The following is a 23,301-nucleotide window of genomic DNA, read 5'->3' on the forward strand; positions in this document are numbered from 1 at the left end:
TGCCATATGCGATTGCCCCCCGGCCGCCACACGAAGCCGCGCTACGGCCCGAAAAAAGGCCCCTTGCGGGGCCTTTGCAACGTCTTCCGGGCGCAGCGCTAGCTCGGAAACGTCACGGTCACGCCGCGCTGGCGAAAATAAGCCTGCATCAACTTGCGGCCCGAGCGGTTGTTGTGCGCCAACTTGGCCGGATCGAACACCGCCTCTTTCAGCCCTTCTCGCGCCAGCGCCGCTTTGAGCGTCGCGATATGGACGTCGATGTCGGCATTGTCCGCCTTGAGCGAGGCGTAGATATTTTCGGTCGCCTGGGCCACGGTCGGTTCGCTCACTTGTGTCGTCCTTTGGTTGGTTGCGCGGCGCGCTTAACACAGATTCGCGGCATGGCGATACCGATGAGAGCTTTGGCTTGGCGCGAAGGGGCCAGGCCTACGAACAAAAAAGGCCCCCTCTCGGAGGCCTTTTCGCAACAGTTTCGATTGTGGAGCTATTTCCCGGCCAGCGCCTTCGCGTTCTCCGCCGTGATCGCGGTGGTGTCCACGGTCACCGTCGGCTCGACGGAGGTCGCGCAGTCGAGCAGGATCTTCTTCGACATCTCGATCGCTTCCTTGGCGCCGGTTGGATAGGTGAAGGTCGCCGCCCAGTCGCCCTTGGCGACCGCCTCGATGCCGCCGGCCGGGCCAGGCAAGCCGTCGGTGCCGATGATCTTGACGTCCTTGCCGGCGCCCTTGGCGGCCAGCAGCGCGCCCGCCGCCATCATGTCGTTCGAGGCATAGAGCACCTTGATGTCGGGATGCGCCTGCAGCATAGCGGAAAAGGCGGTCTGGGCTTTATCCGGAACCCAGTCGGCGGCCTGCTCGGCGACGATCTGGATCTTCGGGTTCGCCTTCACGCCTTCCTTGAAGCCGTTGAGGCGCTCCACCGCCGGCGTCGAGCTCGGCAGGCCTTCCAGCACCGCCGCCTCGCCGCCATCGGGCAGCAGCTTCGAAGCTGTGAACTTGCCGGCTTCCTCGGCGATCTTGAAATTGTCGCCGCCGATGAAGGCCGTGTAGTCCTTGCCAGGGTCGCCCACCGTCTTGCGGTCGAGCTCGATCACCGGAATGCCGGCATCCATGGCGCGCTTCACGGCGGGCGTCAGGGGTGCCGCCTCGAAAGGCGAGATCAACAGGATGTCGACCTTCTGGGTGATGAAATTGTCGACCTGCGAGGTCTGCGTGTTGACGTTGCCGGCGCCGTCGGCGATCTGCAGCGTGAAGCCCGGCACTTCCTTGGCGGCCGCCGTCAGCTCGTCATTGACGTGCTGGCGATAGGGCTCGGCGTTGTTGGCCTGCGAAAAGCCGATGATGAACTGGCCGTCCTTGGCGCAGGCCTTCACCATCGGGTCGGCCGCCTGGGCAGCACTTGCTATGCACAGGCCGGCGCCCGCCAGAAGCACGGCTTTGAGCGCGCTGCTTAATCCTCTCTGTGTGGTTCTCATGCTCAGTCTCCTCCTCGTCCGGCTCGCGGTGCCAGACCTTTGGTTGCTCTTTCGGGATGCTGCCGCCGACCTCCTATCGTCCCAAACCCTCGCGGCGGCGAACGAGGGATTGAAGCACTGCCGCCAAGACGATGATCGCGGCGGTCGCGAGCAGCTGCATGGCAGGGGTGATGTTGTTGAGCTGAAGGATGTTGGCCAGCGCACCCAGCATGATGGTGCCGGCGACGGTGCCGACCATAGAGCCCGCGCCGCCGAACAGGCTGGTGCCGCCGATGACGACGGCGGCGATGGCCGTCAGTTCATAGCCCATGCCGTCATTGGCGCTGCCGAAGTTGAACTGTCCGGCATGCACGATGCCGGCAAGCGCCGAGGCAAAGCCGGTGATGGCGTAGACCGATATCTTCACCATCGACACAGGCACGCCGGAAATGCGCGCCGCGCGCTCGTTGCCGCCCACCGCATAGACGTAGCGGCCGAAGCGCGTGGTGTTGAGGACCAGCGTGGCTATCGCGGCAAAGATGATGAAGACGATGGTCGCCACCGGCACGGTGTTGTCGAACAGACGCTCGCCCAGCACCGCGAATACCGGCGGCGCGAGACCCGGCCCGTCGCCATAGGAAATGTTGATGTACTGATTGCCGGAAACGACCAGCGCCAGACCCCGCGCCGCCTGCAGGCCAGCGAGCGTGACGATGAAGGGCTCGAGCCGGAAGCGGGTGGAGATCGTGCCCTGGACGATGCCGAAGACGGTGCCCATGACGAGCACGGCCAGGATGGTGGCGATGAGGCCGAAGCCGCCGGAGATCATCATGGTGGCGGTCACCACGGCGGAGAGACCCAGCACCGCGCCGACCGAGAGATCGATGCCGGCAGTGATGATGACGAAGGTCATGCCGATGGCGATGATGCCAGTCTCCGACACCGCGCGCACGATGTTGGCGATGTTGTCGGGGTTGAGGAACAGGATCTCGCCGTGGCGCCGGGGCGAGAAGATGACGCCGCCGATCGCCACCAGCACCAGGCCGATCAGGCTCTGGAAGCGCACGATGATGGCCAGCGGGTCGACGCGATGTTTTGGCGCCGCTGTTGCGGTCCGCCGGCCGGGTACTGCCGGATTGGCCGTCCCCTCAATCTTCTGGTCCGACATCAGGCCTCCCTGCCGTTTGCCGCGGCAAGCACGGTGTGCTCGTCTACGCCGCCGATGAATTCCGCCACATTGCGCCCCTGGCGCAGCACCACGATCCGGTCGCAAAGCCCGATCAGTTCCGGCATCTCGCTGGAGGCGACCAGAATGCCCAGTCCCTGCGCCGCGAGTGCCCTGAGCCTGGCATAGATCTCGCCCTTGGCGCCGACATCGACGCCGCGTGTCGGCTCGTCGAGCAGCAGCAGGCGCGGATTGCCGAGGATCTCCTTGGCCAGCACCACCTTCTGCTGGTTGCCGCCCGACAACGCGCCGACGGCGATGTCGGGGTTCTTCGGGCGGATATCGAACTGGCCGAAGGACTGCCTCACGGCCTCCGCCTGGCGGCGCGGCGACATCAGGCCTGCCGGCGAGATACGACGGATCACCGACATCACCAGGTTGAGGCCCACCGCCATCCTGAGCATCAGGCCGCTGCCACGGCGGTCGTCGGTGACGAAAGCGATGCCGGCCTTGCGCGCCGCGTCGATGGATTCGAGTTTCACCGGCCTGCCGTCGACCGCGACTTCGCCCTGCCAGCGGCCGGCAAGGCCGGTGCCGTAGAGCGCGGAGAGCAGTTCGGTGCGCCCTGCTCCCATGATACCGGCAAGCCCGACGATCTCGCCTTCCCTGACCTCGAGCGAAATGCCGCGCGGCGGCTGCCAGCCGGCGCTTTCCCGAACGAGCCTGAAGCTCGCATCCTTGAGCCTGAGCAGCGTCTTGCCGGCCGACCTGGCGCGCGCGGGATAAAGCTCGTCCAGCGGCCGGCCGACCAGCAGGCGCACCAGCTCTGCCTGCGGCGCATGCGGCTCGGTGATGCCCGCGACGCGGCCGTCGCGCATCACCGTCACGCGGTCGGCGATATCGGGCACTTCCTCGAGGCGATGCGAGATGTAGACGATGCCGACCCCCGTGGCGGCGAGCTTCCTCATAATGTCGAACAGCCGCTCTACCTCGCCGACGGTAAGTGCGGCCGTCGGCTCGTCCATGATCAGCACGCGCGAGGCATAGGACAGCGCCTTGACGATCGCCACCACTTGGCGCTGGCCGATCGACAGGTCGGCGACGAGGCGCGCCGGATCGATGGCGAGCTCAATCGCCTCCAGCCGCTGCTTGGCCTCGCGGCGCATCGCCGGCACGTCGAGCATGCCGCCCGGCCGCATCAGCTCGCGGCCGAGGAAGAGGTTTGCCGCCACGTCGAGCGAGGGCACGAGGTCCAGTTCCTGGAAGATGGTGGCGATGCCGGCGGCCTGCGCCTCGCGCGGGTTGTTGAAGGTGACCGGCTTGCCGTCGATGCGTATCTCGCCCTCATCTGGCGAGTAGACGCCCGACAGGAGGTTCATCAGCGTCGACTTGCCGGCGCCGTTCTCGCCGAGCAGCGCGTGGATCTCGCCGGCCTTCAAATCGAAGTCGACGCCGCGCAGCGCCTGAACGCCGCCGAAGCGCTTTACAGCGCCGGTTACGGAAAGCAGCGGCGCGCTCATGCCGGCCTCGCCTCGGCCGGCCTCGCGCAGGATTGGCGCGCCTGCAGCCTCGCCTGGAGCCGTACGGCGCGGGGCGCCGCGCCGCTGGAGGCGATGCGCTCGCTGAGCAGCGCCGCCGCCTGGCGGCCGATCTCGGTGCAAGGCTGCTCGACAAGCGTCAGCCTGGGTTCGAAGCAGTCGGCCCATTCGAAATCGTCGAAGCCGACCAGCGAGAGGTCACGCGGGATCGAAAGACCCTTCTCGCGGATGGCGCGGACTGCCCCGATCGTCGTCATGTTGTTGCCGGTGACCAATGCGGTGGGCGGCGCGGGCAGCGACAGGATCGCATGGGTCGATACCGTGGCGCTCGCCGTGTCGACATTCTCCGGCGAGACATAGTGCGGCAGGCACTCAAGTCCATTGGCTGCAAGCGAGGCGCGGAAGGCGTCGACGCGCTCGCGCGTGGTGGCGAGCCCCGGCTGGCCGGCAATGTAGCCGATACGCCTGTGGCCGAAGGAAGCGACATGGTCGATCAGCGCCCGCATCGCCGTCTCGTTCTCGACGCCGATCTGGTCGAAGCGGTCGTCGGCGAAGCGGTCGATCAAGACGCAAGGCAGCTTCTTGTCGGCGAGATAGGCGATCGCGCGCTCAGGCGAACCGGACGGGGCCAGGATCACGCCGTCGACGCGGCGCTGGTGGAAGGCGCGCACCACTTGGAGCTCGCGGTCGGGGTCTTCCTGCGTGTCCGACAGGAACACCATCAGGCCGAGCCGCGCGCATTCGGCTTCGACGGCGCAAATGATGTCGGTGAAGTAAGGGTTGGAGATCGCCGAGATGGCGAGCCCGACGCTGTTGGTCGAGGCGACTTTCAGCGAGCGCGCCAGCTCGTTGGGCTGGTAGCCCATGGCGGCGATGGCGTCGTTGATGAGCTGCGCCTTCTCGGGCGAGACGAAGCGCGTGCGGTTGACGACATGCGAGACGGTGGAAACCGAAACGCCGGCGCGGCGCGCGACCTCAGCCATTGTCGGCATGCGAACGGAGTGCCCGCAAGCGCTCCTCCCTTAGATGCGTTTCCCGTCCGCTCTTCGGCGGATCTGGCGAGACCATAGAGCCATCGAAACGTTTGCGCAATCGATTCGATGGACACCCGCGACAGATTTTTGTCGCGGCGGAAAAGTTCGAAGTCAGGAGGTGAAAGCCAGCCAGGCCGTGCCGGCGAGGAGAGTCAGCAAGGTCAGCGGCAGGCCGACCTTGAAGAAGGCGGAGAAGGACAGTTCCTTGCCCGCCGCTTTCGCCTGCTCGGCGACGATGAGATTGGCGACGGAGCCGAGCAGGGTGAAATTGCCGGCGAGCGTCGAGCTCATCGCCACGACCAGCCAGGCGCGCTCAGGGTTTCCGAGGCCCGGGATGAAGGGCCTCAGCGCCAGCACCGCCGGCACGTTGCTCATGATGTTGGAAAGCACCGCCGTGAAGCCGGAGAGCCGCCAGACGTTGTCGAGACCGATAGTCTTCGCCCAGGCGACCATGTCGGGAGTGAGCAGCGTGCGCTCGGCGCCCGCCACGACCACGAACAAGCCGGCGAACATGAACAGCAGCGGGCCGTCGATCTCGCGGTAGATGCGGTGCGGCTTGATCGCGCGGGTGACAAGCAGGAAGGCGCCAGCGATCAGCGCCGCCTTGGCGACAGGCACGCCGGCAAAGAAGGCAATGGCCAGCGCCACGCAGACGATGGTCGCTTTGAGCACCTGGCCGGGCAGCATACGGCCGCGATAGACCTCGGGGCTGAGCTCCACCGTGCGGGAGAATTCAGCGCGGTAGACGATGCGGATGATGACGATGACGGCGATAAGGCCGAACAGCGCGACAGGCGCGAGCGCCGCCGAAAAGGCCGGATAGGAAATGCCCGACAGCGCGCCGATCACCATGTTCTGCGGGTTGCCGGTGATGGTGGCGACGCTGCCGCAGTTGGAGGCTGTGCAGGTGGCGATGAGGTAGGGAACCGGATTGCGGTTTATGACGCGGGTGACGTGGACGACGATCGGCGCCATCACCAGGCAGATCGCGTCATTGACCAGGAAGGCCGAGAGCACGCCGGTCAGAAGCGTCACCATGATCAGAAGCATGAAGGGCGCGTGCGCATGCTCGATGGCGAAACCGCCCAGCGCGCGGAAGGCGCCGGAAACGTTGAGATGCGCCACCACGATCATCATGCCAAGCAAGAGCGTGATGGTGTCGAAATTGATGGCGCGGTAGGCGTCTTCCATACCGATCGCGCCGATAGCGATCATGGCGGCGCCGCCGAGCAGCGCGATGCCGGCGCGATCGAGGCGCAGGCCGGGAATGCGGCCGACAGCAACCCCGGCATAGGTGGCTACCAGGATGAAAAGCACGCCCGCGCCGGTCCATGTCATTGCCGGAAGATCCCGTTACCTGCCCTTGCCCGGCGGAATCTGCTCGGGCGCTCTTTGCCGGACCACCTTTAGCAAGGGCGGCGCAAAGGGGAAGCGTCGACCGATGAAACTTTCGTCATCCGTCGCCGGGCTTTTATATCGCGGATGGCTAATGTAATATTTTCCAAAAAACCGGGCCGACTATCCAGTCGTTGGGGATCAAACGGATGAACACGGTCGTTGAGGCGGAGCATCGCGTCTCGCCCGAGGAAAAGCCGATGCCCTCGATAGAGTGCCGGCGCTGCCACGGCGCCAGGAAAGTCTTCGTTTGCGAACGCTGGGTCAGTTCCAACGGTCATTGCTGCCCGGAAGGGACACACCGGCTGAACTGCCCAGGGCAAAGTATGGCGTGCCTCGAATGCGGCGGACACGAAGGCAAAAACGACTGACCGGTCGCGCCGCCCAGCCGAAGCCGGCGGGCGCTCCGGGCGATGGCACCAGGGCGCCGCTCAAAAGACTTGCGGTGTTCCGGCGGCGATCCATACTCGTTACCGAAAAGTCCATGACTGGAATCCCGGTACCTCCATGAAAAGCCTGTCGATCATTCTTACTGCCGGCACGATCTTGTGGGCAACGTGCGCCGCTCATGCCCGACCTGACACACGCGCCATGAGCTGCGCCGAGGCGCAGGCGCTGATCCAGAGCCGGCACGCCGCGGTGCTGACCACCGGGCCCAACACCTATGATCGTTTCGTGCGCCAGTTCGGCAATGAGTGCGACTGGCCGGAGGTGCCGATCTCGGTCGCGATTCCGACCCGCGACGGTCCATGCCGCGTCTACCGCTGCGAGGAACCGGTCTTCGACTTCCCCGGTTGAGTGACGCTTCCACCTGCAGTGCGGAACCGTTGCGGCGGCGCTCGAATTGTAGCGGTTAGCGATCCCGCGAGACCGGCTGCAGGAGGAACGGCCATGTCCAACGATATCATCCGCAGCGGCAGTTGCCTGTGCGGCGGCGTGCAATTCCGGGTAACCGGCGAGCCGCTGAGGGTCGGCCTTTGCCATTGCAAGGACTGCCGCAAGACCAGCGGCTCGGTCTTTCACGCCTTTGCCGTGTGGCCGCGCCAAGCTTTCGAAAGCACTGGAATCACCAGCACCTATGGCGATCGCAGCTTCTGTCCGACCTGCGGCAGCCGTGTGCCGTCCGTCGGAGAGGACGAGGTCGAGGTGATGATCGGCAGCCTCGACGTCGCGCCAACCGAAGGGCTGGTGCCCAGCTACGAACTGTGGATTGGCCGCCGCGAGCACTGGTTGCATCCCCTGCCCGAGGCGCGTCAGTTCGACCATGACAGGATTGCCGACGATTCGGCGGCCGATGGTGGCGAACCGGAGACGGGCGGGGAGCCACATCGGCGTTCAGCCTAGGTCTTGGCGCCGGCAAGGCTTAAGTCCGATGCCAGAGAGAGCTTCGGTTTCAGTGAGTCGGCAATGTGTCCGGAAATGGTCGGCCGCTGACCCGCGAGGCCCTATCTTCTTCCTGAAGTACGCGCATTTTCAACCACCGGTCGGTTTGCCGGAGCGACAACGGCCGTTAGCATCCCGGGCGCGGCGAAACCTTTTGGAGGCCGCTTTGGCCGGCGCGGCTCAGGCAACACACCAGCATTGCCGCGCCGGCCTTGCAAAATAGATAGAATGTCCAGCCTTGGCACGCATCCAGGCGAATACAACTTTAAGATTATTTTGAATGGCGCGGTTTTTGCCCATCGCGGGAAGCGCCAAGCTTCAGTTGCAGCAGCGAAGTGAAAATTGTTTCGGCAAGAGAAAATTTATTCATCATTCGTATTTTCTGGTTATGCCAACCATGCCATCAAACTATGTAAGCAAGCAGCGGTCCCTATGATTTTCTGCCTTGTACAAATGCCATCTTTGTTTCTTTGGGATTTTGCGACATAGTACTGGCGAATCTTGAAACCGGACGGGGCGGTTTTCATGACGTCGGCGCCCGAACGCAGCCGCTACGCGCATATGCGGTATCCACCGATCGACGGGTTCTGGACCTGGGATATCAAGCGTGACCGCATCTACGGGGATGCCAATCTATCCGCCTATTTCGACCTGACGCTCGAGGAATTCTCGCATGGCGCTCCGCTGGAAAGGTGGATGCAAAGCATCGAGCGGGAGGACCGGTCGAGGGTTCGGCTGGCGATCCGCAAGGCGATAGAGCGCAGGTCAGGCTTCCGCGAAGTCTACAAGGTCCGCTCGGAAAAGATGGGACTGCGCAAGATCCTTGCCGTTGGCCGATGTTATGTCGACGGCATGGGCGAGGCGGCGCTCTATCCAGGCTGGTTCGTCGATCTGACGCAGGACGCCGCGTGCGAAGAGCATTCGCTGCGCGAAATTCACGACCATGTCGAGCAGGCTCAGGCGATCGCGCAATCGATCGGGCACGACATGCTGTCTTACCTGCTGGACAACATCCAGGAAGAGATCCGGCAAAGGCTTGGCGAGAAATCGAGGGGGCACAAATCGTCCTGAAGCGAACCTTGCCAGTTTCTGGGCTAGCTTCTGGGCGCGAGCCTTCCGCGCCTGCCGACCTCGGCCGTCACCATGCGCGCGAAATGCGACTGGGGCGAGCGGCGCTCGATGAGCTTGGCTCGTTCGAGCGCGGCATCGGCATAGAATTCGATCAGCACATTAGCGGCTTTGATGGCGTCGGCCTGCATCCGTCCGACATCGGCCTCCCCACTCGAAGGTTCGCTCCTGGCAATCACGTCAAGCATGGCTTGCAACTTGTCGGGAGTGCTGCCCTCATCTTCGTGCATGGTCGCTATCCGATTGGGGCGTAAAATATCGACATTTTTTCGTAATGTCCAACCGGTTTGTTGATCGAGGTCAATGCAACCGGATACGTCCCCACCGTTAATCGCGTCACAATCTTCATGCAGCATAGTTAGCCAGATCTACTTCGCAGACATTGGGGACACCGATGGACCAGCCAAGCAAAATGGAAAACCTGCAGTTTGCGCAGGGGATATTGCGGGAGCTTCGCCAGAGGGCTGAGGCCGATGGCGAAAAGCTGCTGACCTATCTCATCGACATGGCCTATCTCGAAGCCAGCGACCGCATCCGCGCCCATTGGATCGGCAGCCACGAAAACGAGAATCGCCGAGCCAAGGGCTGAGTCCGCATGCCGGAACACAAAAAGCCCGCCATGCCTTTCGGCACGGCGGGCGTGATCGTGCAAAAGCGGCTGCTGCGTAGCCGCTATTTTTATGATGCGGCGGCCTTTTGACGGACCGGAAGCTTCCAGCCCGGCCGGACGAAATGGCAGGTGTAGCCGTTGGGATAGCGCTCGAGATAATCCTGATGCTCGGGCTCGGCCTCCCAGAAGGGACCGGCCGGAGCGAGGTCGGTGACGACCTTGCCGGGCCACAGGCCCGAGGCGTCGACATCGGCGATGGTATCCTCGGCCACCCGCTTCTGCTCGTCGCTGGTGTAGAAGATCGCCGAGCGGTAGCTCATGCCGACATCGTTGCCCTGGCGGTTCCTGGTCGTCGGGTCGTGGATCTGGAAGAAGAACTCGAGCAGCGTGCGGAAACTGGTCTTGGTCGGATCGAAGATGATCTCGATCGCCTCGGCATGGGTGCCGTGGTTGCGGTAGGTTGCGTTCGGCACGTCGCCGCCGCTGTAGCCGACACGAGTGGAGATCACGCCGGGGAAGCGACGGATCAAATCCTGCATGCCCCAGAAGCAGCCGCCGGCAAGGACCGCACGTTCGGAAGAAGCCATGTCAAACCTCCTTTGGATTTCTCCATAGGTGGGGATTGTGGCCTGCTTCTTCCAGCCGCTCAAGCGTCCGACAGGGTGAGGCAACAGAGCGCGGAGTTACCTGGTCTGCGCCCGATGCTCGCCGGTTGGGAACCGGCGATCATCGGTTGCCTGGCCGGCCTCACTTAGGCCCCTTATCGCCTCTGCCGTTGTTGCTCCCGCCCTTGTCGCCTCGGCCGTGATCACCCCTGCCTTGGTGGTGGCTTTCGCCACCCAGGCAGTTGGCATCGCCGACGCCGCAGCAGCGGCCGGCCCAGAGCTTGTTGGTCGGCGTGTTGTCGCATTCGTAGATCTGCTGGCCGGCCATCGCGGAGCCGCCCAAGGCTGAGACGGCGACAGCGGCGAGAAGTGCATTGCGCAGGATTGCAGTCATCGGAAAATCTCCATGGGTAGATAGTGTTCATTTGCACCCATGCGTCGCCCGGCGGCACAAATTGGTTCACGGAGTTTTCAGAGAATCTGCCGACGGCTTAAGGTCGTCTACGAACAGGCCTGGATTGGCAAAGTCCGTGCCGGGGGACCACCTCATTCTTCCGGCGCCGGCCTGAACCGCCGCACCACCACCTCGAACACGATGTCCGAGATCCACATGGCCGAGACGCCGATGAGGAAGGCGGCGGCTAAAGTGGTGGTATCGTCGGCGGCGTCCGGCATCGGCAGGCCGCTCGCCTGAACCCAGGCGGCGACAGGCAGCGTCAGATAGGCGGCGGCCAAAGCGCCGCAGATCGGCGATGCCACCATCTCGCGCAATTTGTAGCGATGGCGCGAGAGTGCCCTGAGCACCCCGCCGGCGAGACCGGCGGCCACCACCTGGCCCTTAATGCCAAGCAGATCGAAGATGTCGTGCATCACGGCCTCCAGCCGCAGAGTTTCTCGCCCTTGCGGTTGTGGGCGAGAAGCGTCCTCGCTTCCTCGTTCGACAGCGCATCGACCGCCTTGGCGGAGAGCCGCAGCGGCGAGGACATCGCGCAAAAGCCGCTCTTGGCCGTGGCGCAGCCGCTGAGCGCGGCGGCGAGGACAGCGGCGATCAGTTTTTTGCCCATGACCTCAGCTCCATCTTGACCGCATCCGCGGGCAGCGCGCCGACATCGTTATCGACCTGGTCGGCGATATTGCGGGCCGCCGCTTCACTGGCCGCTTGCCTGGCGCGCTCGGCGCGCGCGCCGGCGAGCCTTTGGTGAAAGCCCCAGCCAAGCGCCGCGACAAAGGAGGCCAGGATGCCCAGGATCGCCGGATTGCCGGCGAGGAAGGAGAGTAGCGCCGTCATGCCAGCCACCACATGACAAGCGCGCCGATCAGGAGCAGCGCGCCGATGACCCAGGGCAAGGCCCGGCCGATGAGTTCGGTGAAGACCTCGACCATTTTTTGCTCCCTCACTTCGACCAGTGGAACCTTCGGGCGAACGCGTACCAGGCCTCGGCGGCGAAGCTGAGCGCCAGGCCGATGCCGGTTTCGAGCGCCACCTGGATGTCAGGATCGGCCGAAAGCGCCGCGGCGTCGCCAGCGCCGAGCAGGCCGCGCGCGACGAGGACGCCGGCGCCGTAGCGCAGGCCGATGCGGATGATGACGGCGATCATTGGCAAAACACTCTGAAGAGATTGCAGGGAAGATGCGCGGCCCACGCGACGGCCGAGCCGAGCGCCAGAACGATCAAGGCGAAGATGCCGGCAAGGCCGGATGACGGAGACTTTGCCGGCGGCACGGCGGGCGGTTGTGTCGCGCCCCCGGCAGGCGTCGCAACCGTTGGCGCCTCGCCCGGGGATGCTGGCATCATTGGCGAGGATCCAGGAGGCATTTGCGGTGTTGCCGACATCAGCAGCGCTTGCCGGCGCACCGAAGCCACGCGCCCGCTCCAGCCTCTGCCGAAGGTCGGCCAGGTTGGCAGCCGCTGGAGGAAGGCGAGCCGCGCATCGCAAAGCGCATCGATGACAACGCCGGCGGGTTTCGCCCTGGCCGCGGCGAGCGTGGCCGGGCCGATTCTGCCGTCCTGCGCAACGCCGAGCGCCGCTTGCAGGTATTTCGCCGCCCTGCCCGGCCCGCTGTTCACCGCGAAGTCGAAGACGGCGTAGTCGATGCCGTCGGGGAGCGCGGCGCCAAGGACGGCATCCCAATAGAAGCGCCGGTAGGTTCTGATCGGCATCGAGGAGCGGGCGGAGCCTCGCTTCGAGGCCGCGGATACGGCTGCGGATCTCTTCATCGCTCAACCGGTCGAGACTGTTTTGGTTCGCATCGAGACCTTGCGAGAATTCCTTGGGCAGCATCGTCAGCACGACCTTCAGATACTGGTCGGGCTTTTCCGCCCGCACGGCGGCGATCACGCCGGCGCCATGGGCGCGGAAGTCGGCGCGAAGTGCTGCGGCGAAATCATCGCCCAGCGTTTTTTTCGAGCGCTTCGGGCGGGTGGCAGCCGTGCCGGCCGGCGTCGCTCTTGCGGTCTTCGGCCTTGCGGTTCGGGCACCGGTCGTCCTGCGTCGCGCCTTGCTCGCTCCGTCAGCCATGGGCCGTCGCATCGGAGACTGGTGCCTTGGCCGTTCGCGCCTTGGCGACCTTGCGCGCCGGTTTCTTGCGCGGCTTTGAGCGAACTGGCCTTGGCGACGCTGCTTCGCCGATCGAAGCGACCTCAGGAGACGGACCAGACGCTGCCTTCAGCGTCGCCGTAACGGCAGCGATCGCCGAATGGTCCAGGCCCTGGCGCGGAAAGCCGAAGCCGGCGACCGGCTCGACCGGGCCGCCGCGGACCATGCCGATGCGCACGCCCGGCGCGACTTGCTCGACGCGGCCGGCGCGGCGCGGCGCGGCGCGGCGCGCCGAAGGATTCGAACTCGCCGATGGCGCTGACGATCTCGGCGCCGTCGTCGCCGGTGATGATGGTGGCATAGCGTGGCATGCAAGACTTCCGCAATTCAACTGAAAGGTCGAGTTCCCGCCCACCCCCACTGGCCTGCCGGCCATCTCCCCCGCAAAGGGGGAGATTGGATGTCGCGGCCGCTTTCGCCAATTGGCGCAGCAGACAGTAAGAAGGGCCGGCGCGGGAGCTGCTGATCTCCCTCCTTGCGGGGGAGATGGCCGGTCCACCCTCCGCAGCTGCTGCGGAGGACGGGCAGGCCAGAGGGGGGTACTGTCCCGCCAGCGCTCCAGGAATTTTGTGTGCGCTTGCAAAACAAGACCCGCCGGGCGGCGGGTCGTTGGCGCAAATCAGCACCATGGATAAAATCATAGCATTGCTGCCCTCACCGGGCAACGGCTTTTAGGTAAATATTCCTATTTTCTTTGAGAGCCTCTCCATGGCGCCGCACCACCGCAAACGCCCGGCCGTCGAAAAACGGCCTGACCGGGACAGGTCGCCGCAGGCGGGCATTTTTGTTTGGAACCATGGGCGGTCCGAATGGTTGCGCCCCTAGTCGCGACGCGACGACCTTCGCCAAGAAAGGAGAAATCATGTTTAGAACCATCCTTGCGGCCTCGGCGCTCACGATCGGTCTTGCCACGGCGGCGATGGCGCAGAGTGCCGGCCATATGGGCTCGGGCAACGCAAACGATACGACCGGCATCGGCAGCGGCCAGACGGTTATTCCCAATCCCGACAACAACATCGACACGGGCACGACCGGCAGCATTTATGGCGGCCCGGCCTATGACGACGGCATGAATTCGAACGCCGACCGCAACTGCGCGCCTGGTCCGCAGGGCGCTCAGCCGGATGCCAGCAACCTGTCGTCCGGAACCACCGCGCCCACCGTCAACGACAACCACTGCGGCAAGTAGCCTTTGAATTTCGTTGCACTGAGGGCCGTGGAGTTCGCTCCGCGGCCCTTGCCTTTGGCGGTCGCGGTCAGCTCGCTGGGAACCAGGAGACGCCCCGGCCGTTGGATGAAAAAAGGGAGAAAACAATGGCGGACAACGACACAAGCACTCAGACAAGCGGCAACGGCAAGGGCACGGTGAGCACCCCGCGCAACAGAGGCGCGTCGCGCAGCGCGCGGTCCTCGGGTGCTTCCGAGGCGGCGATGAAGAAGCAGATCGCGGAGCTGAAGCGCGAGGTGAGCCGGCTCAACCGGATGCTCTCCGACCAGGCCGAGGAGACGGCTCACGGGTGGTATCAAAGCGCAGCCGACCGCGCCTCGAACCTCTACAGCAGCGCCACCGGCCGCGCCTCGCGCACGGCCAGGCAATTGCGCAGCCAGGCGCATAGCGTTTCCGAAACGGTGCAGCAGAATCCCGGCACGATTTCCACCGCGGTCGCGATCGGCGGACTGTTCGGCGTGCTGATCGGGCTCGCCATCGCCAGAAATTCGCAGCCGGAGCCCGACTGGTTCCACCGCTGGCATCGCTAAAGCGCGAGGCGGCCTTGCCGCCTCGTCGCTGCCTCATCAACCTTGGCAGGAAAGGCCAAGCGCGAAACGGTCTTGCCGTCTCGTCGCTGCTCGTAGACAGGAAGGCAGCGCCGCGAGCCCGGGCTTACTTCCTCGGGCAGTCCTGCCCCGTCTGGCTTGTAATGACTGGTCATCAGCCGGACCTTATGGAATCATCCCGCATTGGAATCGCGGAGAGCGGGCATGGACAAACCTGCCATGGCATCCGTCTTTCGGATGCGGCATGTGCCAGCAAGCATTTCGGGCGTTCGCAGCCTGGGCCGGGGCCAGGCCGATCCGATCTTCCACTCGAGGCCGCTCGGCGAAGCCATCCGCTTCATCGCCGAGGCCGACGGCCAGTATGATCTGAGCGCCGTCGCCATCTCCTACGGCGACCGCTCGACGCCGCCGCTTGGCAGCCGTGAGGCCAAGCAGCTCTGGACCGAATATGGCGAACGCCTGATGGAGGCTTAGACCTCGCCGGCGGCCGGCCCGCGGCTGCTTTCAATGAGAAATCGTCGCAGTGGACCAGGTTATTTACTTGGAACTCATCTGAACCGCCTTGTTCGCGTCATGGAATTTTGCTCGGTTCGGGCGCGATTTGATTTCAGGAGGACAGATGCGTTTCGAAATGCGTTTTGGAGCGGTGCTTATCGGCGCCTCACTTCTGGCCGGCTGCACCAGCGCCAAAGAAGGCCAATGGAACAGCGCGCAAGCGGCGATGCAGGGCAGCCCTGCGTTCAAGCGAGGAATCATCGCCGACTGCACCAAGCAAATCGGATCGCGCCGTTTGGAGGACAGGCAGACCGTGGCGAAGCTGATGAAGGTCGGTATCGCCCGTGTTCCGGACGCCTTCTGCAATCGGTTCTTCAATGCGTGGGCGAGCGGCCGGCTTAGCTATCGCGACATTCAGGGCATCCATTCCCAGACGGCCGACAACAGCCGCTTCGTGCGCATCCTGCAAGGCAGGGAATAGCGGGACCGCCCGGTCCTCGCTGTCATGCCGAAACGGCCCGCCTAGCTAATCGGGACCGAACACGCAGCGGCACCAAGCATCGCGCCGGATCGGAAACGCCGCTCGCGCGTTTTTGAGGCGAGGTCAATGGGAGGAAGCGCCATGAACGTCGCCAATCTGCAACTCGAGGGCCTGCTGATGGCCGTCGCCGCAATCAACCATACTCTCGTGCGCAAGGGGGTGCTGACGGTCGAGGAGATCGACATCGCGCTGCGCAAGGCCGAGGCGGTGGAGACCGGGGAAGACCGGTCCGAAGGCATGTCGGCGTCGAGCCGCGACGCCGTCAACTTCCCGATCCGGCTGCTCGAACTCGCCAACCAGTGCCAGCCCGAGGCGGACATGCCGTCCTTCTCGAAGCTGGCGCGCATGGTCGGCCAGATGAAGGAGCCGTACAACGACCAGATGTGAGGTCAAGGGAAGCGGTTTCGAGGCAAGTCGGCGCTGCCCCTCATCCGCCTTCGGCACCTTCTCCCCGTAAACGGGGAGAAGGGAAGTTCACGCCCTGCTCGGCCAGCCCTGGCGCACCGCGAGCACGCTGCCCGCGCCGTGCGCTGCGGCGAAGAGCAGGCCGGCGGCGAACGGGAAATGCGACATGAAGGCGCCGAACTCGGCCTGGTTACCGGCCCAGTGCGACGGGCCGTGGAAGGCAAAGCCGAGGAAGACGACATAGACCGCGCCGATCAGCGCCAGCGGCGTCATGAAGGCGCCGGTGAGAAAAGCGATCACCAGCAGCGTTTCGAGGATCGCGGCGCACCAGGCCAGAAACAGCGGGAACGGGAAGCCGGCCGCGGCGATATAGCCGGCGGTCGCCCCCATATCCATGAATTTGAAGGCCACCCCCATCGCGAACATGGCGGCGAAGATCAGGCGGGCGATGAGAATGGCGGCGGTCTGCCAGGTCGATTGCGTTTCCACGTTTGTCCTCCGGTTGGAGCGGTCGATATGCTCCAAGGACGAACGAAGGGCGATGGTTCCGACAAGGGGTGGAAATTTTTCTCCTTCTCCCCTTGTGGGAGAAGGTGGATCGGCGCGAGCGCCGAGACGGATGAGGGGTGCCGGAAGAAGGCGACCTAAAAAGGCCTAGCAATTTTAAGCGCTTAGGTCTTCAAAGCCACACTCCGTCCAACACCCCTCATCCGTCCGAGCTTCGCTCGGACACCTTCTCCCGCAAGGGGAGAAGGGGCGCCGGCCCTACCCCGCCTTCGCCTGCCGCGGATGGCTGATCGAGTCCCGCACGGTGCCGTAGGACGCGCCCCAGCGGTCGGTCATGTCGCAGCGTATGTCCCAGAGCTCGGGGAAGAAGCGGTGGCGGGCGCCGCCTTCGAGGATTTCCACCGGTCGGCCTTTGAGCGACTTCGCGCCGAGCCCGATCGAGCGGTGGATGAGATAAAGGTGGTTGGCGCGGAATTTCTGGAAGAGCTCGTCGAACTCAATCAGCGCCTCGGCAACGACGTAAGCGTCACCATGGTCGTAGTGGGCGTCGTAGATGTCCTCGACCGAGAGTCCACGGCCGTCGAGATAGGAGTGCTTGAAGGCCCGCCAGAGGTCCGGCGGCAGGCGCAGGATGAGCTTGAAGCCCGGCGACTCCTGGCCGCTGCCATTGCCGAGCTCGAGGCGTATCTGCTGATACTCTTTGGGCGACATGGTCTCCAGCAGGTCGAGCTGCGCCGTCATCATGCGCATCAGCCGGTGCACGCGGCCCATGAGCGTGACGATGCGATGCGTATCCTCTCTCTCCAGATAATCGAGGACGTCGACCAGCGTGTAGGCGATGAGCTTCATCCACAGCTCCTCGACCTGGTGCACGATCTGGAACTGCAACTCGTCGGCGTTGACCATCTCGGCGAGCGGCTTCTGGCAGGTGAGCAGTTGGTCGCATTTGAGATAAACGCCGTAGTCGCGCATTTCGGGCGCCTCGATGCGGGCGTGATAGTCCGATTTGTCCATGGCTCATCCTCCTCGCACGGGCATGTTCGACGGATGCCCAAAGAATAGCGCTTTCGGCTTGAACATTGTTCCTTTCTGTTATCCAATTCGGCGAAATCGAAGGACAATTCATCGCCTTTTATAGAGTTTTGGAGAACGAAATATGCTGGACGCCGTCGACCGCAAAATCGTTGCCGCCCTCGAACGCGACGCGCGCATCTCCTTCGGCGAACTAGCCGAAGAGGTTGGCCTGAGCAAGACGCCGTGCTGGAAACGGGTGAAGGCACTTGAGGATGCAGGCGCCATCCGCGGCTATTCCACCCGCATCGATCCGGCGGCGATCGGCTTCGGCATCGAGGCCTTCATCCAGGTGTCGATCGACTTTGAGGTCTCGGACGCCTTCGAGGCGGCCGTGAAGAAGCATCCGCTGATCCGCCGCTGCTACGCCACGACCGGCGAGGCCGACTATCTGTTGCAGATCGTCACCGTCGACATGAGGGCGCTGGACAGGATGCTGCGCGAGGAACTCAGCCGGCTGCCCGGCGTGCGCCGCACCGTGACCTCGATGGCGATGCGCGAGATCAAGGGCGATATCTCGTTCGCCGACGCCGCGGCGCATGCGCTGACATAAGTCACGGCGGCAAAGATCAAAGAGACGTCGGCGGGACAGAGCGCGAAGGAACGCTACGGTAGGTATTCGGAGGTCACCTCCGGGCCAGGCTGAAGATCCTCGTGACGAGTTCCGTCCCGCGCTACCTCTTCCTTTTCCGCATCGGCCTTGCGCTTCGGGCACTCCTCGAAATCATGGTCGCGGCCACCGCAATAGGAGCAGCATTTGGCAGGCTTATCGGGGTGGAGCATCGAGGCCATTCCCAAGAATGCGCGAAAAGGTTTCCGGTTGCAGCAATGCGTGAAGCCGCCGCAACCACCCAATGCCCCACTGTCAAAATCAAAGGAGCTCGCCGCTTGCGCGGCGGGCTCCCGCTCAGTCACCGCTCACGCATGCGCGTGGGGATGACGGAAGTCCCAGACGGCATAGGCCGATGCCGCGATCACCAGCACGCCGAGAACGACATGCGTGGCCATCACATTCGTGTCGGCCGCAAAGCCCAGCAGCCAGGGCGACACGATCAGCCAGAGCCCGAGGGCCATATTTACCCATTCTTCCCATTCTGCGAACACCGAAAGCGTCGCGAGCGCCAGAGCGCCGAGCGCAACGCCGACAATCCAGGCGTTCCACGCGGGCACCATTACCGCGGTGAATCCGATGACCCAGGGTGAGATGAACAGGCAGATCGCAAGGACCAGAGTGATCCAGTCCATGCTCTTTCTCGCTTCCATCATTGCCATGACAACCTCCATGGATGAAGCTTGACCAAAGCAACTCACTTCGCGTGGACATTGCACGCTCACTCATTGATATAATTACGTTTTGTGAAGCTGCAAGGACGCGAGCCGGCAACCGCGGCTTGCGCCCTGCCCGGTGCCAGACGGCAAATACCTCTCAAACGCTGAAGTCGCCTTCGCCTTCCGCCCCCAGCTGCGGGACGACGATAGCCTCGAGCGGCGCCGTCAGCGACCATTTCAGCTCGCCGGGCGAGCGTTCGAGGCTGGAGGTTCCGCCAAGCGATTGCGGCGCCACGCGCTGCAGCACCACCGTGCCGAAGCCTTTTCGTGTGGACTCGTTCGTCTCGCTCTGTCCGCCGGGGTGGTTCAACGCCTCCTGCCAGACAAGGTGAAACCGGCGCCGGGCCTCCGGGCCGGTGTCGACCGTCCAGGTGATCTCGACATTGCCGCCCTCACCCGCCAGCGCGCCATATTTCGACGAATTGGTGCCGAGTTCGTGGAAGGCCATGCCGAGATTCTGCACGGCGTTCGACTGCAGCGTCAGCAGCGGGCCAGAGAGCGAGATGCGCTCCTCATGGCCGAACGGCTTCAGATGCTCCTGGATGAGATCGAAGAGGCTCGCCCCCGCCCATTCCGAAGTGACCAGAAGATCGTGCGAGCGCGACAGCGCCATGATGCGCGCACGGATCATCTCCTCGAACTCGCCGGGATCGGTCGAACGCTTGCTGGTTTCGCGGACCATCGACAGGATGACCGCGAACTGGTTCTTCACGCGATGGTTGACCTCACGCATCAGGAGCCGGATGCGGCGCTCGCTTTCCTTGGAGGCGGTGATATCGCGAGCTATCGTGGACGCGCCGACAATCTGGCCGGAAAGGTTCCTGATCGGCGAAACCGTGATGGAAACAGCAATCAGCGAGCCGTCCTTGCGCTTTCGCGTCGTGTCGAGGCTCGCCACGCCCTCGCCCCTGCGGATGCGGCCGATAATGTCACTTTCCTCGTCCTGCAGGCGCTCGGGGATCAGCATCAGGATCGACTGGCCGATGACCTCCTCGGCTTTATAGCCGAACATGCGCTCGGCCGCGTGGTTCCAGTCGGTGATGATGCTGTTCAGATTCTTGCCAATGATGGCGTCGAATGAGGAATCGACAATGGCCGCCAGCCGCGCATCGGCGTTGCTGATTTGTGATGCCCTGCCCCCGGATTTCACTGTTCCCTGCCCCTGGATTGCGCCAAGGCGTTAGTTAGCGCACTTGCGGATCAAGACAACAACCCGCAAAAGATGAAAAGATGAGATGCCATCTTGCTCTAAGTCTCGGAGCGATCGGGGTTTTCGTCGCCTTTGGCGGTCGGCGACAGCACACCGAAGTCCTGCGACTTGACGCCGGTCTCGGCGGTCAGGAAACCTTCCGCCGCGAGACCCCGGCGCAAAAGCTCGCGTACGGCAGCGGAACGGCTCGGCATTCGTTTGTCGAAGCGCCAGTTCTCGACTGCCGCCAGTTCCTCCTCGGTCAACATGATCTGCAGCCGCTGCGGTCGCTCCAACTCAGCCACTTCAGCCTCCCAAGAGACCAATACCAGGAATGAGTATGTGTCTCACTATGAGTGAAAATGGGAAACAGCACGCAGAACGTCAAGGTTGCTCGATAGGCAAAAGGCGGATGACCCTAACGATGCGGGTGATACCACGAAATCACATTCGTGATACTATGCTAACTATTTGTTTTATTTATGAATTTTTACATTTTCCTATTGCTATTCGCCCGATACGGGCGCATGGTGCGAACAGAGGGACAAACCGTCCGCGAAAGGAGGGTTTTCCGATGCAACGAGAATTTCCCGACCAGATGCGCGATGATGCCCACCGCAAGGTCCAGGAGGCCCTGCAAGCGAACGGGATCGTCAATATCATCAGCTTGTCGGAAGAGATCAGGCTCCGGAACCTCGAAGAGAACTTCGCCCGCGAGGATATCGAAGATTTGGTCATGCAGGTGGCCCAGATCTACGGCGCGCCGATCGAGTTCGACGAGCAGGTTCTCACCGCGCTCGACCTCAATGACGCTTGGCCGGGCGACAGGCGCAACGATCTGGAAAAGGCACTCGACCAACGACGGCTGCCGGGTTCCCCGATCGATCTGCTTCATTTGGATCCGAAAGGCTGAATTGCACAAGCGCGTCGCCCGAATTCGCCGCGACGCGCTTTAGTGGCCGTTCAACTCGCCCAGCAAGCGCAGGCCCTCCTCGTACTTGGTCGGGGCGATGCCCGCCTGAAACGCCTGCCAGAGATTGTCCTTGAGGTCCGCCTTCTTGACGGGCAGCGACAGCGGGTTCGAGGCTGCGCGAAAGATGAAGGCCTGCTCGCTCTCGTCCATCCTTCTGGTCAGGGCATCGACCGCCACGACCACCCGCAATCCGAAGCCGGCCGCCTCCAGCCTGTTCAGCGACCAGCCTTCGCCTTTCTCGATCACGTCGTGCAGGTAAGCGACGGTCTTCTCGTCGTGGGTTTCGACGGCGTCGGCAACGCGCCTTAGATGTTCGATATAGGGTCGGCCGGTCTTGTCCAGTTGGCCGCGATGGGCCTGCCTGGCGATCTTCGCTGCCCGGTGGAGCATGTTCACCTCGATCAACCTGTAAGCCCGCCTCGGCGGGGAGAGGGCCGAGACGGGCTGGATCGGGCTCTGGATACCCGGTCCGACAGCGCACATTTCGCGCGGATGCTGGGACTGCGCGCCATGGTGCAAGAGGAACATCAGCGACGCCTAAATGTTCCCTTCCAAATCCCGATTCCGGCGTTCGGCAAAGGCAGGAACCTCCGTGCAGCGCCGCCGTTAGCTCCTTGTGCAAAACGAAGGAGTTCGCGCCATGGATTGGAACCGCGTCGAAGGAAACTGGAAGCAGGTCAAAGGCAAGGTCAAGGAACAGTGGGGCAAGCTCACCGACGACGACCTCGACCGCATCGCCGGCAAGCGCGACCAGCTCGAAGGCAAGATCCAGGAACGCTACGGCATCGAGAAGGACCGTATCCGTCGCGACATCGACGACTGGGCGAGGCGCCAAGGCTGGTAGTGTCCGCCGACCGGAAAGCAAGGGATTTTGATTTCCGGACAATGAGGCTATGTTAGCTGACTAAGTGATTCATGGCACGGTGAACCGATGGCCAAGAAGAAATCGAGAACGGCCTTGTCCGTTTTCGCCACAGCCTCGCGATCAGAGGCCTCCGAAGCGATTTATTTTGCCCGCAAATGCGGCCTCACCCCTGACGAAGCCCTGCGGATAATGCGCGAGGCGCATGTGACGTCAGGGTTCAAGTCGCCAGACAACGGAAAACAGAAGCGCTGAGCCCGCAAGGGGGCCGATCGCGCCACCGGCAGGACGTATCCGCCGGCTGGCGGCTACCTTGGCATTGCGGAATGGAACTTCGGTCACTGCTGGCTGTTCCACTTGAAAGGCGGGCATCAGCATGACCAGATCGTCGCGGCATCTGCTCAAGGGCATCGGCTATACAATCTCGACGGCAAGCGTGATCCTGCTGGCGACCGTCAGTTGGGAGAGCGCATCGAAAAGTCCGCTGTTGATTGCCTGCCTGCTCGGCGGCGCCGCCACGTCGATCGTCGGCATGTTTTGCCGCTGGCTTTCCTACGAGATCGAAAAGCGTGGGGACGAGCGCCAGGGCAGCGTGACCGAGAAAAGGCCAAGCCTCGGATCGCCGCCAAGCAGCGTCACCTCCGTCTCCGCCGCCGGAACCCCGAGACCAGCACCGTGATCAAGCTGCTGGCAACGATCATGTGGCAACCTCGCCGCCGACACGCGGTTTGGTATCGCGGTCGGGATGGTTCCGGACAGGCGGCAGGGGGTGGGCCAGCGCCGAGATCAAAAGAAGCCCCGGCCGAGAGGACCGGGGCTGCAATTTCGGGAGTAACACGAAGCTCGGGAAACTGTCCGGTAACTCGCGCGCCTGGCAAAAGTTCCGGGCCAGTCCGGTTGGCCGTCCTTACTTCGGGTTTTGCGGCGGCAATTCATCAGGCTCGATAATCGGCATCTGGCTGTTGTCGGCCGGCGGAACGGTGGTGTTCTTGTCGCCGGTGGGCGGCGGCTTCAGCACACCGCCGCATTTGTCGAGCGTTTCCGACAGTTCATTCGTGGCGGCCTGCGGCTTCTGCTGCGGCTCCTTGGTGTCGGGCTTGGCCTGGCAGTCCCCTAGTTGCTGCAAGTCGGGGATGAGCTGCTGGTCCATCGGCTGATCGGCCGTCTGGGCGACCGCCGGCAGCACCGACATCATAACGGCTGCCATGATGAGAAGAATTTTCTGCATGGGATCCTCCTCATGGG

37 protein-coding genes are annotated in these 23,301 nt (G+C 63.5%); 14 read left to right on the plus strand and 23 right to left on the minus strand.

What is annotated here, in order from left to right; all coding sequences use genetic code 11:
* Positions 1-98 precede the first annotated feature (98 nt).
* From EJ070_RS29400 to EJ070_RS29425, 6 genes are all read right to left on the minus strand, one after another.
* On the minus strand, positions 99-329 hold the full coding sequence (locus tag EJ070_RS29400) for a hypothetical protein (protein WP_126094493.1): 231 nt from the start codon (positions 327-329) through the stop codon (positions 99-101).
* Positions 330-484: 155 nt separating this feature from the next.
* Complete coding sequence (locus EJ070_RS29405; protein ID WP_126094494.1) at positions 485-1,474, minus strand: substrate-binding domain-containing protein; 990 nt, start codon at positions 1,472-1,474, stop codon at positions 485-487.
* A 73-nt stretch (positions 1,475-1,547) separates the two neighbouring features.
* Positions 1,548-2,621, minus strand: coding sequence for an ABC transporter permease (locus tag EJ070_RS29410; protein WP_126094495.1), 1,074 nt, complete (start codon positions 2,619-2,621; stop codon positions 1,548-1,550).
* Positions 2,621-4,138, minus strand: coding sequence for a sugar ABC transporter ATP-binding protein (locus EJ070_RS29415; RefSeq protein ID WP_126094496.1), 1,518 nt, complete (start codon positions 4,136-4,138; stop codon positions 2,621-2,623). The genes EJ070_RS29410 and EJ070_RS29415 overlap by 1 nt, the downstream gene beginning before the upstream one ends.
* Positions 4,135-5,148, minus strand: coding sequence for a LacI family DNA-binding transcriptional regulator (locus EJ070_RS29420; RefSeq protein ID WP_126094497.1), 1,014 nt, complete (start codon positions 5,146-5,148; stop codon positions 4,135-4,137). The genes EJ070_RS29415 and EJ070_RS29420 overlap by 4 nt, the downstream gene beginning before the upstream one ends.
* A 153-nt stretch (positions 5,149-5,301) precedes the next feature.
* Positions 5,302-6,528 carry an anion transporter gene (locus EJ070_RS29425; RefSeq protein WP_126094498.1) on the minus strand — a complete coding sequence of 409 codons (1,227 nt, stop codon included), beginning with the start codon at positions 6,526-6,528 and terminating at the stop codon, positions 5,302-5,304.
* 564 nt (positions 6,529-7,092) lie between these two features.
* On the opposite strand from EJ070_RS29425, the gene EJ070_RS29430 reads away from it, so the two are divergent.
* From EJ070_RS29430 to EJ070_RS29440, 3 genes are all read left to right on the plus strand, one after another.
* Positions 7,093-7,383, plus strand: coding sequence for a hypothetical protein (locus tag EJ070_RS29430; protein ID WP_126094499.1), 291 nt, complete (start codon positions 7,093-7,095; stop codon positions 7,381-7,383).
* A 93-nt stretch (positions 7,384-7,476) separates the two neighbouring features.
* Positions 7,477-7,929 carry a GFA family protein gene (locus EJ070_RS29435; RefSeq protein WP_126094500.1) on the plus strand — a complete coding sequence of 151 codons (453 nt, stop codon included), beginning with the start codon at positions 7,477-7,479 and terminating at the stop codon, positions 7,927-7,929.
* Between the two features lie 564 nt (positions 7,930-8,493).
* On the plus strand, positions 8,494-9,039 hold the full coding sequence (locus EJ070_RS29440; RefSeq protein WP_126094501.1) for a PAS domain-containing protein: 546 nt from the start codon (positions 8,494-8,496) through the stop codon (positions 9,037-9,039).
* Positions 9,040-9,062: 23 nt separating this feature from the next.
* On the opposite strand, the gene EJ070_RS29445 is transcribed toward EJ070_RS29440, so the two are convergent.
* Complete coding sequence (locus EJ070_RS29445) at positions 9,063-9,452, minus strand: hypothetical protein (RefSeq protein ID WP_126094502.1); 390 nt, start codon at positions 9,450-9,452, stop codon at positions 9,063-9,065.
* 38 nt (positions 9,453-9,490) lie between these two features.
* Here EJ070_RS29445 and EJ070_RS29450 point away from each other — a divergent pair, with 38 nt between their 5' ends.
* Positions 9,491-9,685, plus strand: a complete 195-nt coding sequence (locus EJ070_RS29450) for a hypothetical protein (RefSeq protein WP_126094503.1) — start codon at positions 9,491-9,493, stop codon at positions 9,683-9,685.
* 89 nt (positions 9,686-9,774) lie between these two features.
* Here the strand turns inward: EJ070_RS29450 and msrA are convergent, their stop codons facing one another.
* The 8 genes from msrA to EJ070_RS29490 all read right to left on the minus strand — a co-directional run bounded on the left by msrA (position 9,775) and on the right by EJ070_RS29490 (position 13,209).
* Entirely contained in the window at positions 9,775-10,293 is a 519-nt protein-coding gene (gene msrA, locus EJ070_RS29455) for a peptide-methionine (S)-S-oxide reductase MsrA (protein WP_126094504.1), read from the minus strand.
* A 160-nt stretch (positions 10,294-10,453) separates the two neighbouring features.
* Entirely contained in the window at positions 10,454-10,705 is a 252-nt protein-coding gene (locus EJ070_RS29460) for a hypothetical protein (RefSeq protein ID WP_059186486.1), read from the minus strand.
* A gap of 152 nt (positions 10,706-10,857) precedes the next feature.
* The gene (locus tag EJ070_RS29465) at positions 10,858-11,181 is read right to left on the minus strand and encodes a hypothetical protein (protein ID WP_126094505.1); all 324 of its coding nucleotides are present in this window, start codon (positions 11,179-11,181) and stop codon (positions 10,858-10,860) included.
* Entirely contained in the window at positions 11,181-11,375 is a 195-nt protein-coding gene (locus tag EJ070_RS29470) for a hypothetical protein (RefSeq protein ID WP_126094506.1), read from the minus strand. The genes EJ070_RS29465 and EJ070_RS29470 overlap by 1 nt, the downstream gene beginning before the upstream one ends.
* Positions 11,360-11,599 carry an ABC transporter permease gene (locus EJ070_RS29475; RefSeq protein ID WP_126094507.1) on the minus strand — a complete coding sequence of 80 codons (240 nt, stop codon included), beginning with the start codon at positions 11,597-11,599 and terminating at the stop codon, positions 11,360-11,362. Before EJ070_RS29475 ends, EJ070_RS29470 begins: the two co-directional genes overlap by 16 nt.
* A 106-nt stretch (positions 11,600-11,705) precedes the next feature.
* Positions 11,706-11,909, minus strand: coding sequence for a hypothetical protein (locus EJ070_RS36450; protein ID WP_189350121.1), 204 nt, complete (start codon positions 11,907-11,909; stop codon positions 11,706-11,708).
* A complete protein-coding gene (locus EJ070_RS29480; protein ID WP_245464972.1) occupies positions 11,906-12,472 on the minus strand; it encodes a putative peptidoglycan-binding domain-containing protein in 567 nt (188 codons plus the stop codon). Before EJ070_RS29480 ends, EJ070_RS36450 begins: the two co-directional genes overlap by 4 nt.
* A gap of 350 nt (positions 12,473-12,822) precedes the next feature.
* The gene (locus tag EJ070_RS29490) at positions 12,823-13,209 is read right to left on the minus strand and encodes a hypothetical protein (RefSeq protein ID WP_126094508.1); all 387 of its coding nucleotides are present in this window, start codon (positions 13,207-13,209) and stop codon (positions 12,823-12,825) included.
* Between the two features lie 561 nt (positions 13,210-13,770).
* Between EJ070_RS29490 and EJ070_RS29495 the strand changes: the two genes are divergently transcribed.
* The 5 genes from EJ070_RS29495 (at position 13,771) to EJ070_RS29515 (ending at position 16,107) form a co-directional block, all read left to right on the plus strand.
* On the plus strand, positions 13,771-14,097 hold the full coding sequence (locus tag EJ070_RS29495; protein ID WP_126094509.1) for a hypothetical protein: 327 nt from the start codon (positions 13,771-13,773) through the stop codon (positions 14,095-14,097).
* 125 nt (positions 14,098-14,222) lie between these two features.
* Positions 14,223-14,666 (plus strand): hypothetical protein, encoded by a 444-nt coding sequence (locus EJ070_RS29500; RefSeq protein ID WP_126094510.1) that lies wholly within the window; start codon positions 14,223-14,225, stop codon positions 14,664-14,666.
* A 222-nt stretch (positions 14,667-14,888) separates the two neighbouring features.
* Positions 14,889-15,158, plus strand: coding sequence for a hypothetical protein (locus EJ070_RS29505; RefSeq protein WP_126094511.1), 270 nt, complete (start codon positions 14,889-14,891; stop codon positions 15,156-15,158).
* 88 nt (positions 15,159-15,246) lie between these two features.
* A complete protein-coding gene (locus EJ070_RS29510; protein WP_126094512.1) occupies positions 15,247-15,660 on the plus strand; it encodes a hypothetical protein in 414 nt (137 codons plus the stop codon).
* Between the two features lie 141 nt (positions 15,661-15,801).
* Positions 15,802-16,107, plus strand: a complete 306-nt coding sequence (locus tag EJ070_RS29515; RefSeq protein ID WP_126084587.1) for a hypothetical protein — start codon at positions 15,802-15,804, stop codon at positions 16,105-16,107.
* Between the two features lie 87 nt (positions 16,108-16,194).
* On the opposite strand, the gene EJ070_RS29520 is transcribed toward EJ070_RS29515, so the two are convergent.
* Together EJ070_RS29520 and EJ070_RS29525 are read right to left on the minus strand one after the other, a co-directional pair.
* On the minus strand, positions 16,195-16,614 hold the full coding sequence (locus tag EJ070_RS29520; protein ID WP_126094513.1) for a DoxX family protein: 420 nt from the start codon (positions 16,612-16,614) through the stop codon (positions 16,195-16,197).
* 276 nt (positions 16,615-16,890) lie between these two features.
* The gene (locus EJ070_RS29525) at positions 16,891-17,646 is read right to left on the minus strand and encodes a tryptophan 2,3-dioxygenase family protein (protein ID WP_126094514.1); all 756 of its coding nucleotides are present in this window, start codon (positions 17,644-17,646) and stop codon (positions 16,891-16,893) included.
* A 142-nt stretch (positions 17,647-17,788) separates the two neighbouring features.
* Between EJ070_RS29525 and EJ070_RS29530 the strand changes: the two genes are divergently transcribed.
* Complete coding sequence (locus EJ070_RS29530; RefSeq protein WP_126094515.1) at positions 17,789-18,256, plus strand: Lrp/AsnC family transcriptional regulator; 468 nt, start codon at positions 17,789-17,791, stop codon at positions 18,254-18,256.
* A gap of 53 nt (positions 18,257-18,309) precedes the next feature.
* Here the strand turns inward: EJ070_RS29530 and EJ070_RS36455 are convergent, their stop codons facing one another.
* The 4 genes from EJ070_RS36455 to EJ070_RS29545 all read right to left on the minus strand — a co-directional run bounded on the left by EJ070_RS36455 (position 18,310) and on the right by EJ070_RS29545 (position 20,526).
* A complete protein-coding gene (locus tag EJ070_RS36455; protein ID WP_189350123.1) occupies positions 18,310-18,486 on the minus strand; it encodes a hypothetical protein in 177 nt (58 codons plus the stop codon).
* Between the two features lie 135 nt (positions 18,487-18,621).
* Positions 18,622-18,975 carry an SPW repeat protein gene (locus tag EJ070_RS29535; RefSeq protein ID WP_126094516.1) on the minus strand — a complete coding sequence of 118 codons (354 nt, stop codon included), beginning with the start codon at positions 18,973-18,975 and terminating at the stop codon, positions 18,622-18,624.
* Positions 18,976-19,129: 154 nt separating this feature from the next.
* Positions 19,130-20,182, minus strand: coding sequence for a PAS domain S-box protein (locus EJ070_RS29540; protein WP_126094517.1), 1,053 nt, complete (start codon positions 20,180-20,182; stop codon positions 19,130-19,132).
* A gap of 98 nt (positions 20,183-20,280) precedes the next feature.
* Positions 20,281-20,526, minus strand: a complete 246-nt coding sequence (locus EJ070_RS29545) for a hypothetical protein (protein ID WP_126094518.1) — start codon at positions 20,524-20,526, stop codon at positions 20,281-20,283.
* A 293-nt stretch (positions 20,527-20,819) separates the two neighbouring features.
* Between EJ070_RS29545 and EJ070_RS29550 the strand changes: the two genes are divergently transcribed.
* Complete coding sequence (locus tag EJ070_RS29550) at positions 20,820-21,134, plus strand: hypothetical protein (protein ID WP_126094519.1); 315 nt, start codon at positions 20,820-20,822, stop codon at positions 21,132-21,134.
* Between the two features lie 39 nt (positions 21,135-21,173).
* On the opposite strand, the gene EJ070_RS29555 is transcribed toward EJ070_RS29550, so the two are convergent.
* Positions 21,174-21,584: an HD domain-containing protein gene (locus EJ070_RS29555; protein WP_189350723.1), complete on the minus strand. Its 411-nt coding sequence runs from the start codon at positions 21,582-21,584 to the stop codon at positions 21,174-21,176.
* Between the two features lie 250 nt (positions 21,585-21,834).
* Here EJ070_RS29555 and EJ070_RS29560 point away from each other — a divergent pair, with 250 nt between their 5' ends.
* The 3 genes from EJ070_RS29560 (at position 21,835) to EJ070_RS29570 (ending at position 22,735) form a co-directional block, all read left to right on the plus strand.
* Complete coding sequence (locus EJ070_RS29560; RefSeq protein ID WP_126094520.1) at positions 21,835-22,038, plus strand: CsbD family protein; 204 nt, start codon at positions 21,835-21,837, stop codon at positions 22,036-22,038.
* Positions 22,039-22,125: 87 nt separating this feature from the next.
* Positions 22,126-22,311 (plus strand): hypothetical protein, encoded by a 186-nt coding sequence (locus tag EJ070_RS29565; protein WP_126094521.1) that lies wholly within the window; start codon positions 22,126-22,128, stop codon positions 22,309-22,311.
* Between the two features lie 121 nt (positions 22,312-22,432).
* Positions 22,433-22,735 (plus strand): hypothetical protein, encoded by a 303-nt coding sequence (locus EJ070_RS29570; RefSeq protein WP_126094522.1) that lies wholly within the window; start codon positions 22,433-22,435, stop codon positions 22,733-22,735.
* Between the two features lie 228 nt (positions 22,736-22,963).
* Here EJ070_RS29570 and EJ070_RS29575 read toward each other — a convergent pair whose 3' ends face one another.
* Positions 22,964-23,284 (minus strand): hypothetical protein, encoded by a 321-nt coding sequence (locus EJ070_RS29575; RefSeq protein ID WP_126094523.1) that lies wholly within the window; start codon positions 23,282-23,284, stop codon positions 22,964-22,966.
* Positions 23,285-23,301: the final 17 nt, after the last annotated feature.

Source organism: Mesorhizobium sp. M1E.F.Ca.ET.045.02.1.1, from assembly GCF_003952485.1.
Taxonomy (GTDB): domain Bacteria; phylum Pseudomonadota; class Alphaproteobacteria; order Rhizobiales; family Rhizobiaceae; genus Mesorhizobium.

Coding starts and splice junctions, on each gene's coding strand:
- EJ070_RS29405 (WP_126094494.1), bottom strand. CDS start 1,474: ATGAGAACCACACAGAGAGGATTAAGCAGCGCGCTCAAAGCCGTGCTT.
- EJ070_RS29410 (WP_126094495.1), bottom strand. CDS start 2,621: ATGTCGGACCAGAAGATTGAGGGGACGGCCAATCCGGCAGTACCCGGC.
- EJ070_RS29415 (WP_126094496.1), bottom strand. CDS start 4,138: ATGAGCGCGCCGCTGCTTTCCGTAACCGGCGCTGTAAAGCGCTTCGGC.
- EJ070_RS29420 (WP_126094497.1), bottom strand. CDS start 5,148: ATGCCGACAATGGCTGAGGTCGCGCGCCGCGCCGGCGTTTCGGTTTCC.
- EJ070_RS29425 (WP_126094498.1), bottom strand. CDS start 6,528: ATGACATGGACCGGCGCGGGCGTGCTTTTCATCCTGGTAGCCACCTAT.
- EJ070_RS29430 (WP_126094499.1), top strand. CDS start 7,093: ATGAAAAGCCTGTCGATCATTCTTACTGCCGGCACGATCTTGTGGGCA.
- EJ070_RS29435 (WP_126094500.1), top strand. CDS start 7,477: ATGTCCAACGATATCATCCGCAGCGGCAGTTGCCTGTGCGGCGGCGTG.
- EJ070_RS29440 (WP_126094501.1), top strand. CDS start 8,494: ATGACGTCGGCGCCCGAACGCAGCCGCTACGCGCATATGCGGTATCCA.
- EJ070_RS29445 (WP_126094502.1), bottom strand. CDS start 9,452: ATGCTGCATGAAGATTGTGACGCGATTAACGGTGGGGACGTATCCGGT.
- EJ070_RS29450 (WP_126094503.1), top strand. CDS start 9,491: ATGGACCAGCCAAGCAAAATGGAAAACCTGCAGTTTGCGCAGGGGATA.
- msrA (WP_126094504.1), bottom strand. CDS start 10,293: ATGGCTTCTTCCGAACGTGCGGTCCTTGCCGGCGGCTGCTTCTGGGGC.
- EJ070_RS29460 (WP_059186486.1), bottom strand. CDS start 10,705: ATGACTGCAATCCTGCGCAATGCACTTCTCGCCGCTGTCGCCGTCTCA.
- EJ070_RS29465 (WP_126094505.1), bottom strand. CDS start 11,181: ATGCACGACATCTTCGATCTGCTTGGCATTAAGGGCCAGGTGGTGGCC.
- EJ070_RS29470 (WP_126094506.1), bottom strand. CDS start 11,375: ATGGGCAAAAAACTGATCGCCGCTGTCCTCGCCGCCGCGCTCAGCGGC.
- EJ070_RS29475 (WP_126094507.1), bottom strand. CDS start 11,599: ATGACGGCGCTACTCTCCTTCCTCGCCGGCAATCCGGCGATCCTGGGC.
- EJ070_RS36450 (WP_189350121.1), bottom strand. CDS start 11,909: ATGATCGCCGTCATCATCCGCATCGGCCTGCGCTACGGCGCCGGCGTC.
- EJ070_RS29480 (WP_245464972.1), bottom strand. CDS start 12,472: ATGCCGATCAGAACCTACCGGCGCTTCTATTGGGATGCCGTCCTTGGC.
- EJ070_RS29490 (WP_126094508.1), bottom strand. CDS start 13,209: ATGCCACCATCATCACCGGCGACGACGGCGCCGAGATCGTCAGCGCCA.
- EJ070_RS29495 (WP_126094509.1), top strand. CDS start 13,771: ATGTTTAGAACCATCCTTGCGGCCTCGGCGCTCACGATCGGTCTTGCC.
- EJ070_RS29500 (WP_126094510.1), top strand. CDS start 14,223: ATGGCGGACAACGACACAAGCACTCAGACAAGCGGCAACGGCAAGGGC.
- EJ070_RS29505 (WP_126094511.1), top strand. CDS start 14,889: ATGGACAAACCTGCCATGGCATCCGTCTTTCGGATGCGGCATGTGCCA.
- EJ070_RS29515 (WP_126084587.1), top strand. CDS start 15,802: ATGAACGTCGCCAATCTGCAACTCGAGGGCCTGCTGATGGCCGTCGCC.
- EJ070_RS29525 (WP_126094514.1), bottom strand. CDS start 17,646: ATGGACAAATCGGACTATCACGCCCGCATCGAGGCGCCCGAAATGCGC.
- EJ070_RS29530 (WP_126094515.1), top strand. CDS start 17,789: ATGCTGGACGCCGTCGACCGCAAAATCGTTGCCGCCCTCGAACGCGAC.
- EJ070_RS36455 (WP_189350123.1), bottom strand. CDS start 18,486: ATGCTCCACCCCGATAAGCCTGCCAAATGCTGCTCCTATTGCGGTGGC.
- EJ070_RS29535 (WP_126094516.1), bottom strand. CDS start 18,975: ATGGCAATGATGGAAGCGAGAAAGAGCATGGACTGGATCACTCTGGTC.
- EJ070_RS29550 (WP_126094519.1), top strand. CDS start 20,820: ATGCGCGATGATGCCCACCGCAAGGTCCAGGAGGCCCTGCAAGCGAAC.
- EJ070_RS29555 (WP_189350723.1), bottom strand. CDS start 21,584: ATGCTCCACCGGGCAGCGAAGATCGCCAGGCAGGCCCATCGCGGCCAA.
- EJ070_RS29560 (WP_126094520.1), top strand. CDS start 21,835: ATGGATTGGAACCGCGTCGAAGGAAACTGGAAGCAGGTCAAAGGCAAG.
- EJ070_RS29565 (WP_126094521.1), top strand. CDS start 22,126: ATGGCCAAGAAGAAATCGAGAACGGCCTTGTCCGTTTTCGCCACAGCC.
- EJ070_RS29570 (WP_126094522.1), top strand. CDS start 22,433: ATGACCAGATCGTCGCGGCATCTGCTCAAGGGCATCGGCTATACAATC.
- EJ070_RS29575 (WP_126094523.1), bottom strand. CDS start 23,284: ATGCAGAAAATTCTTCTCATCATGGCAGCCGTTATGATGTCGGTGCTG.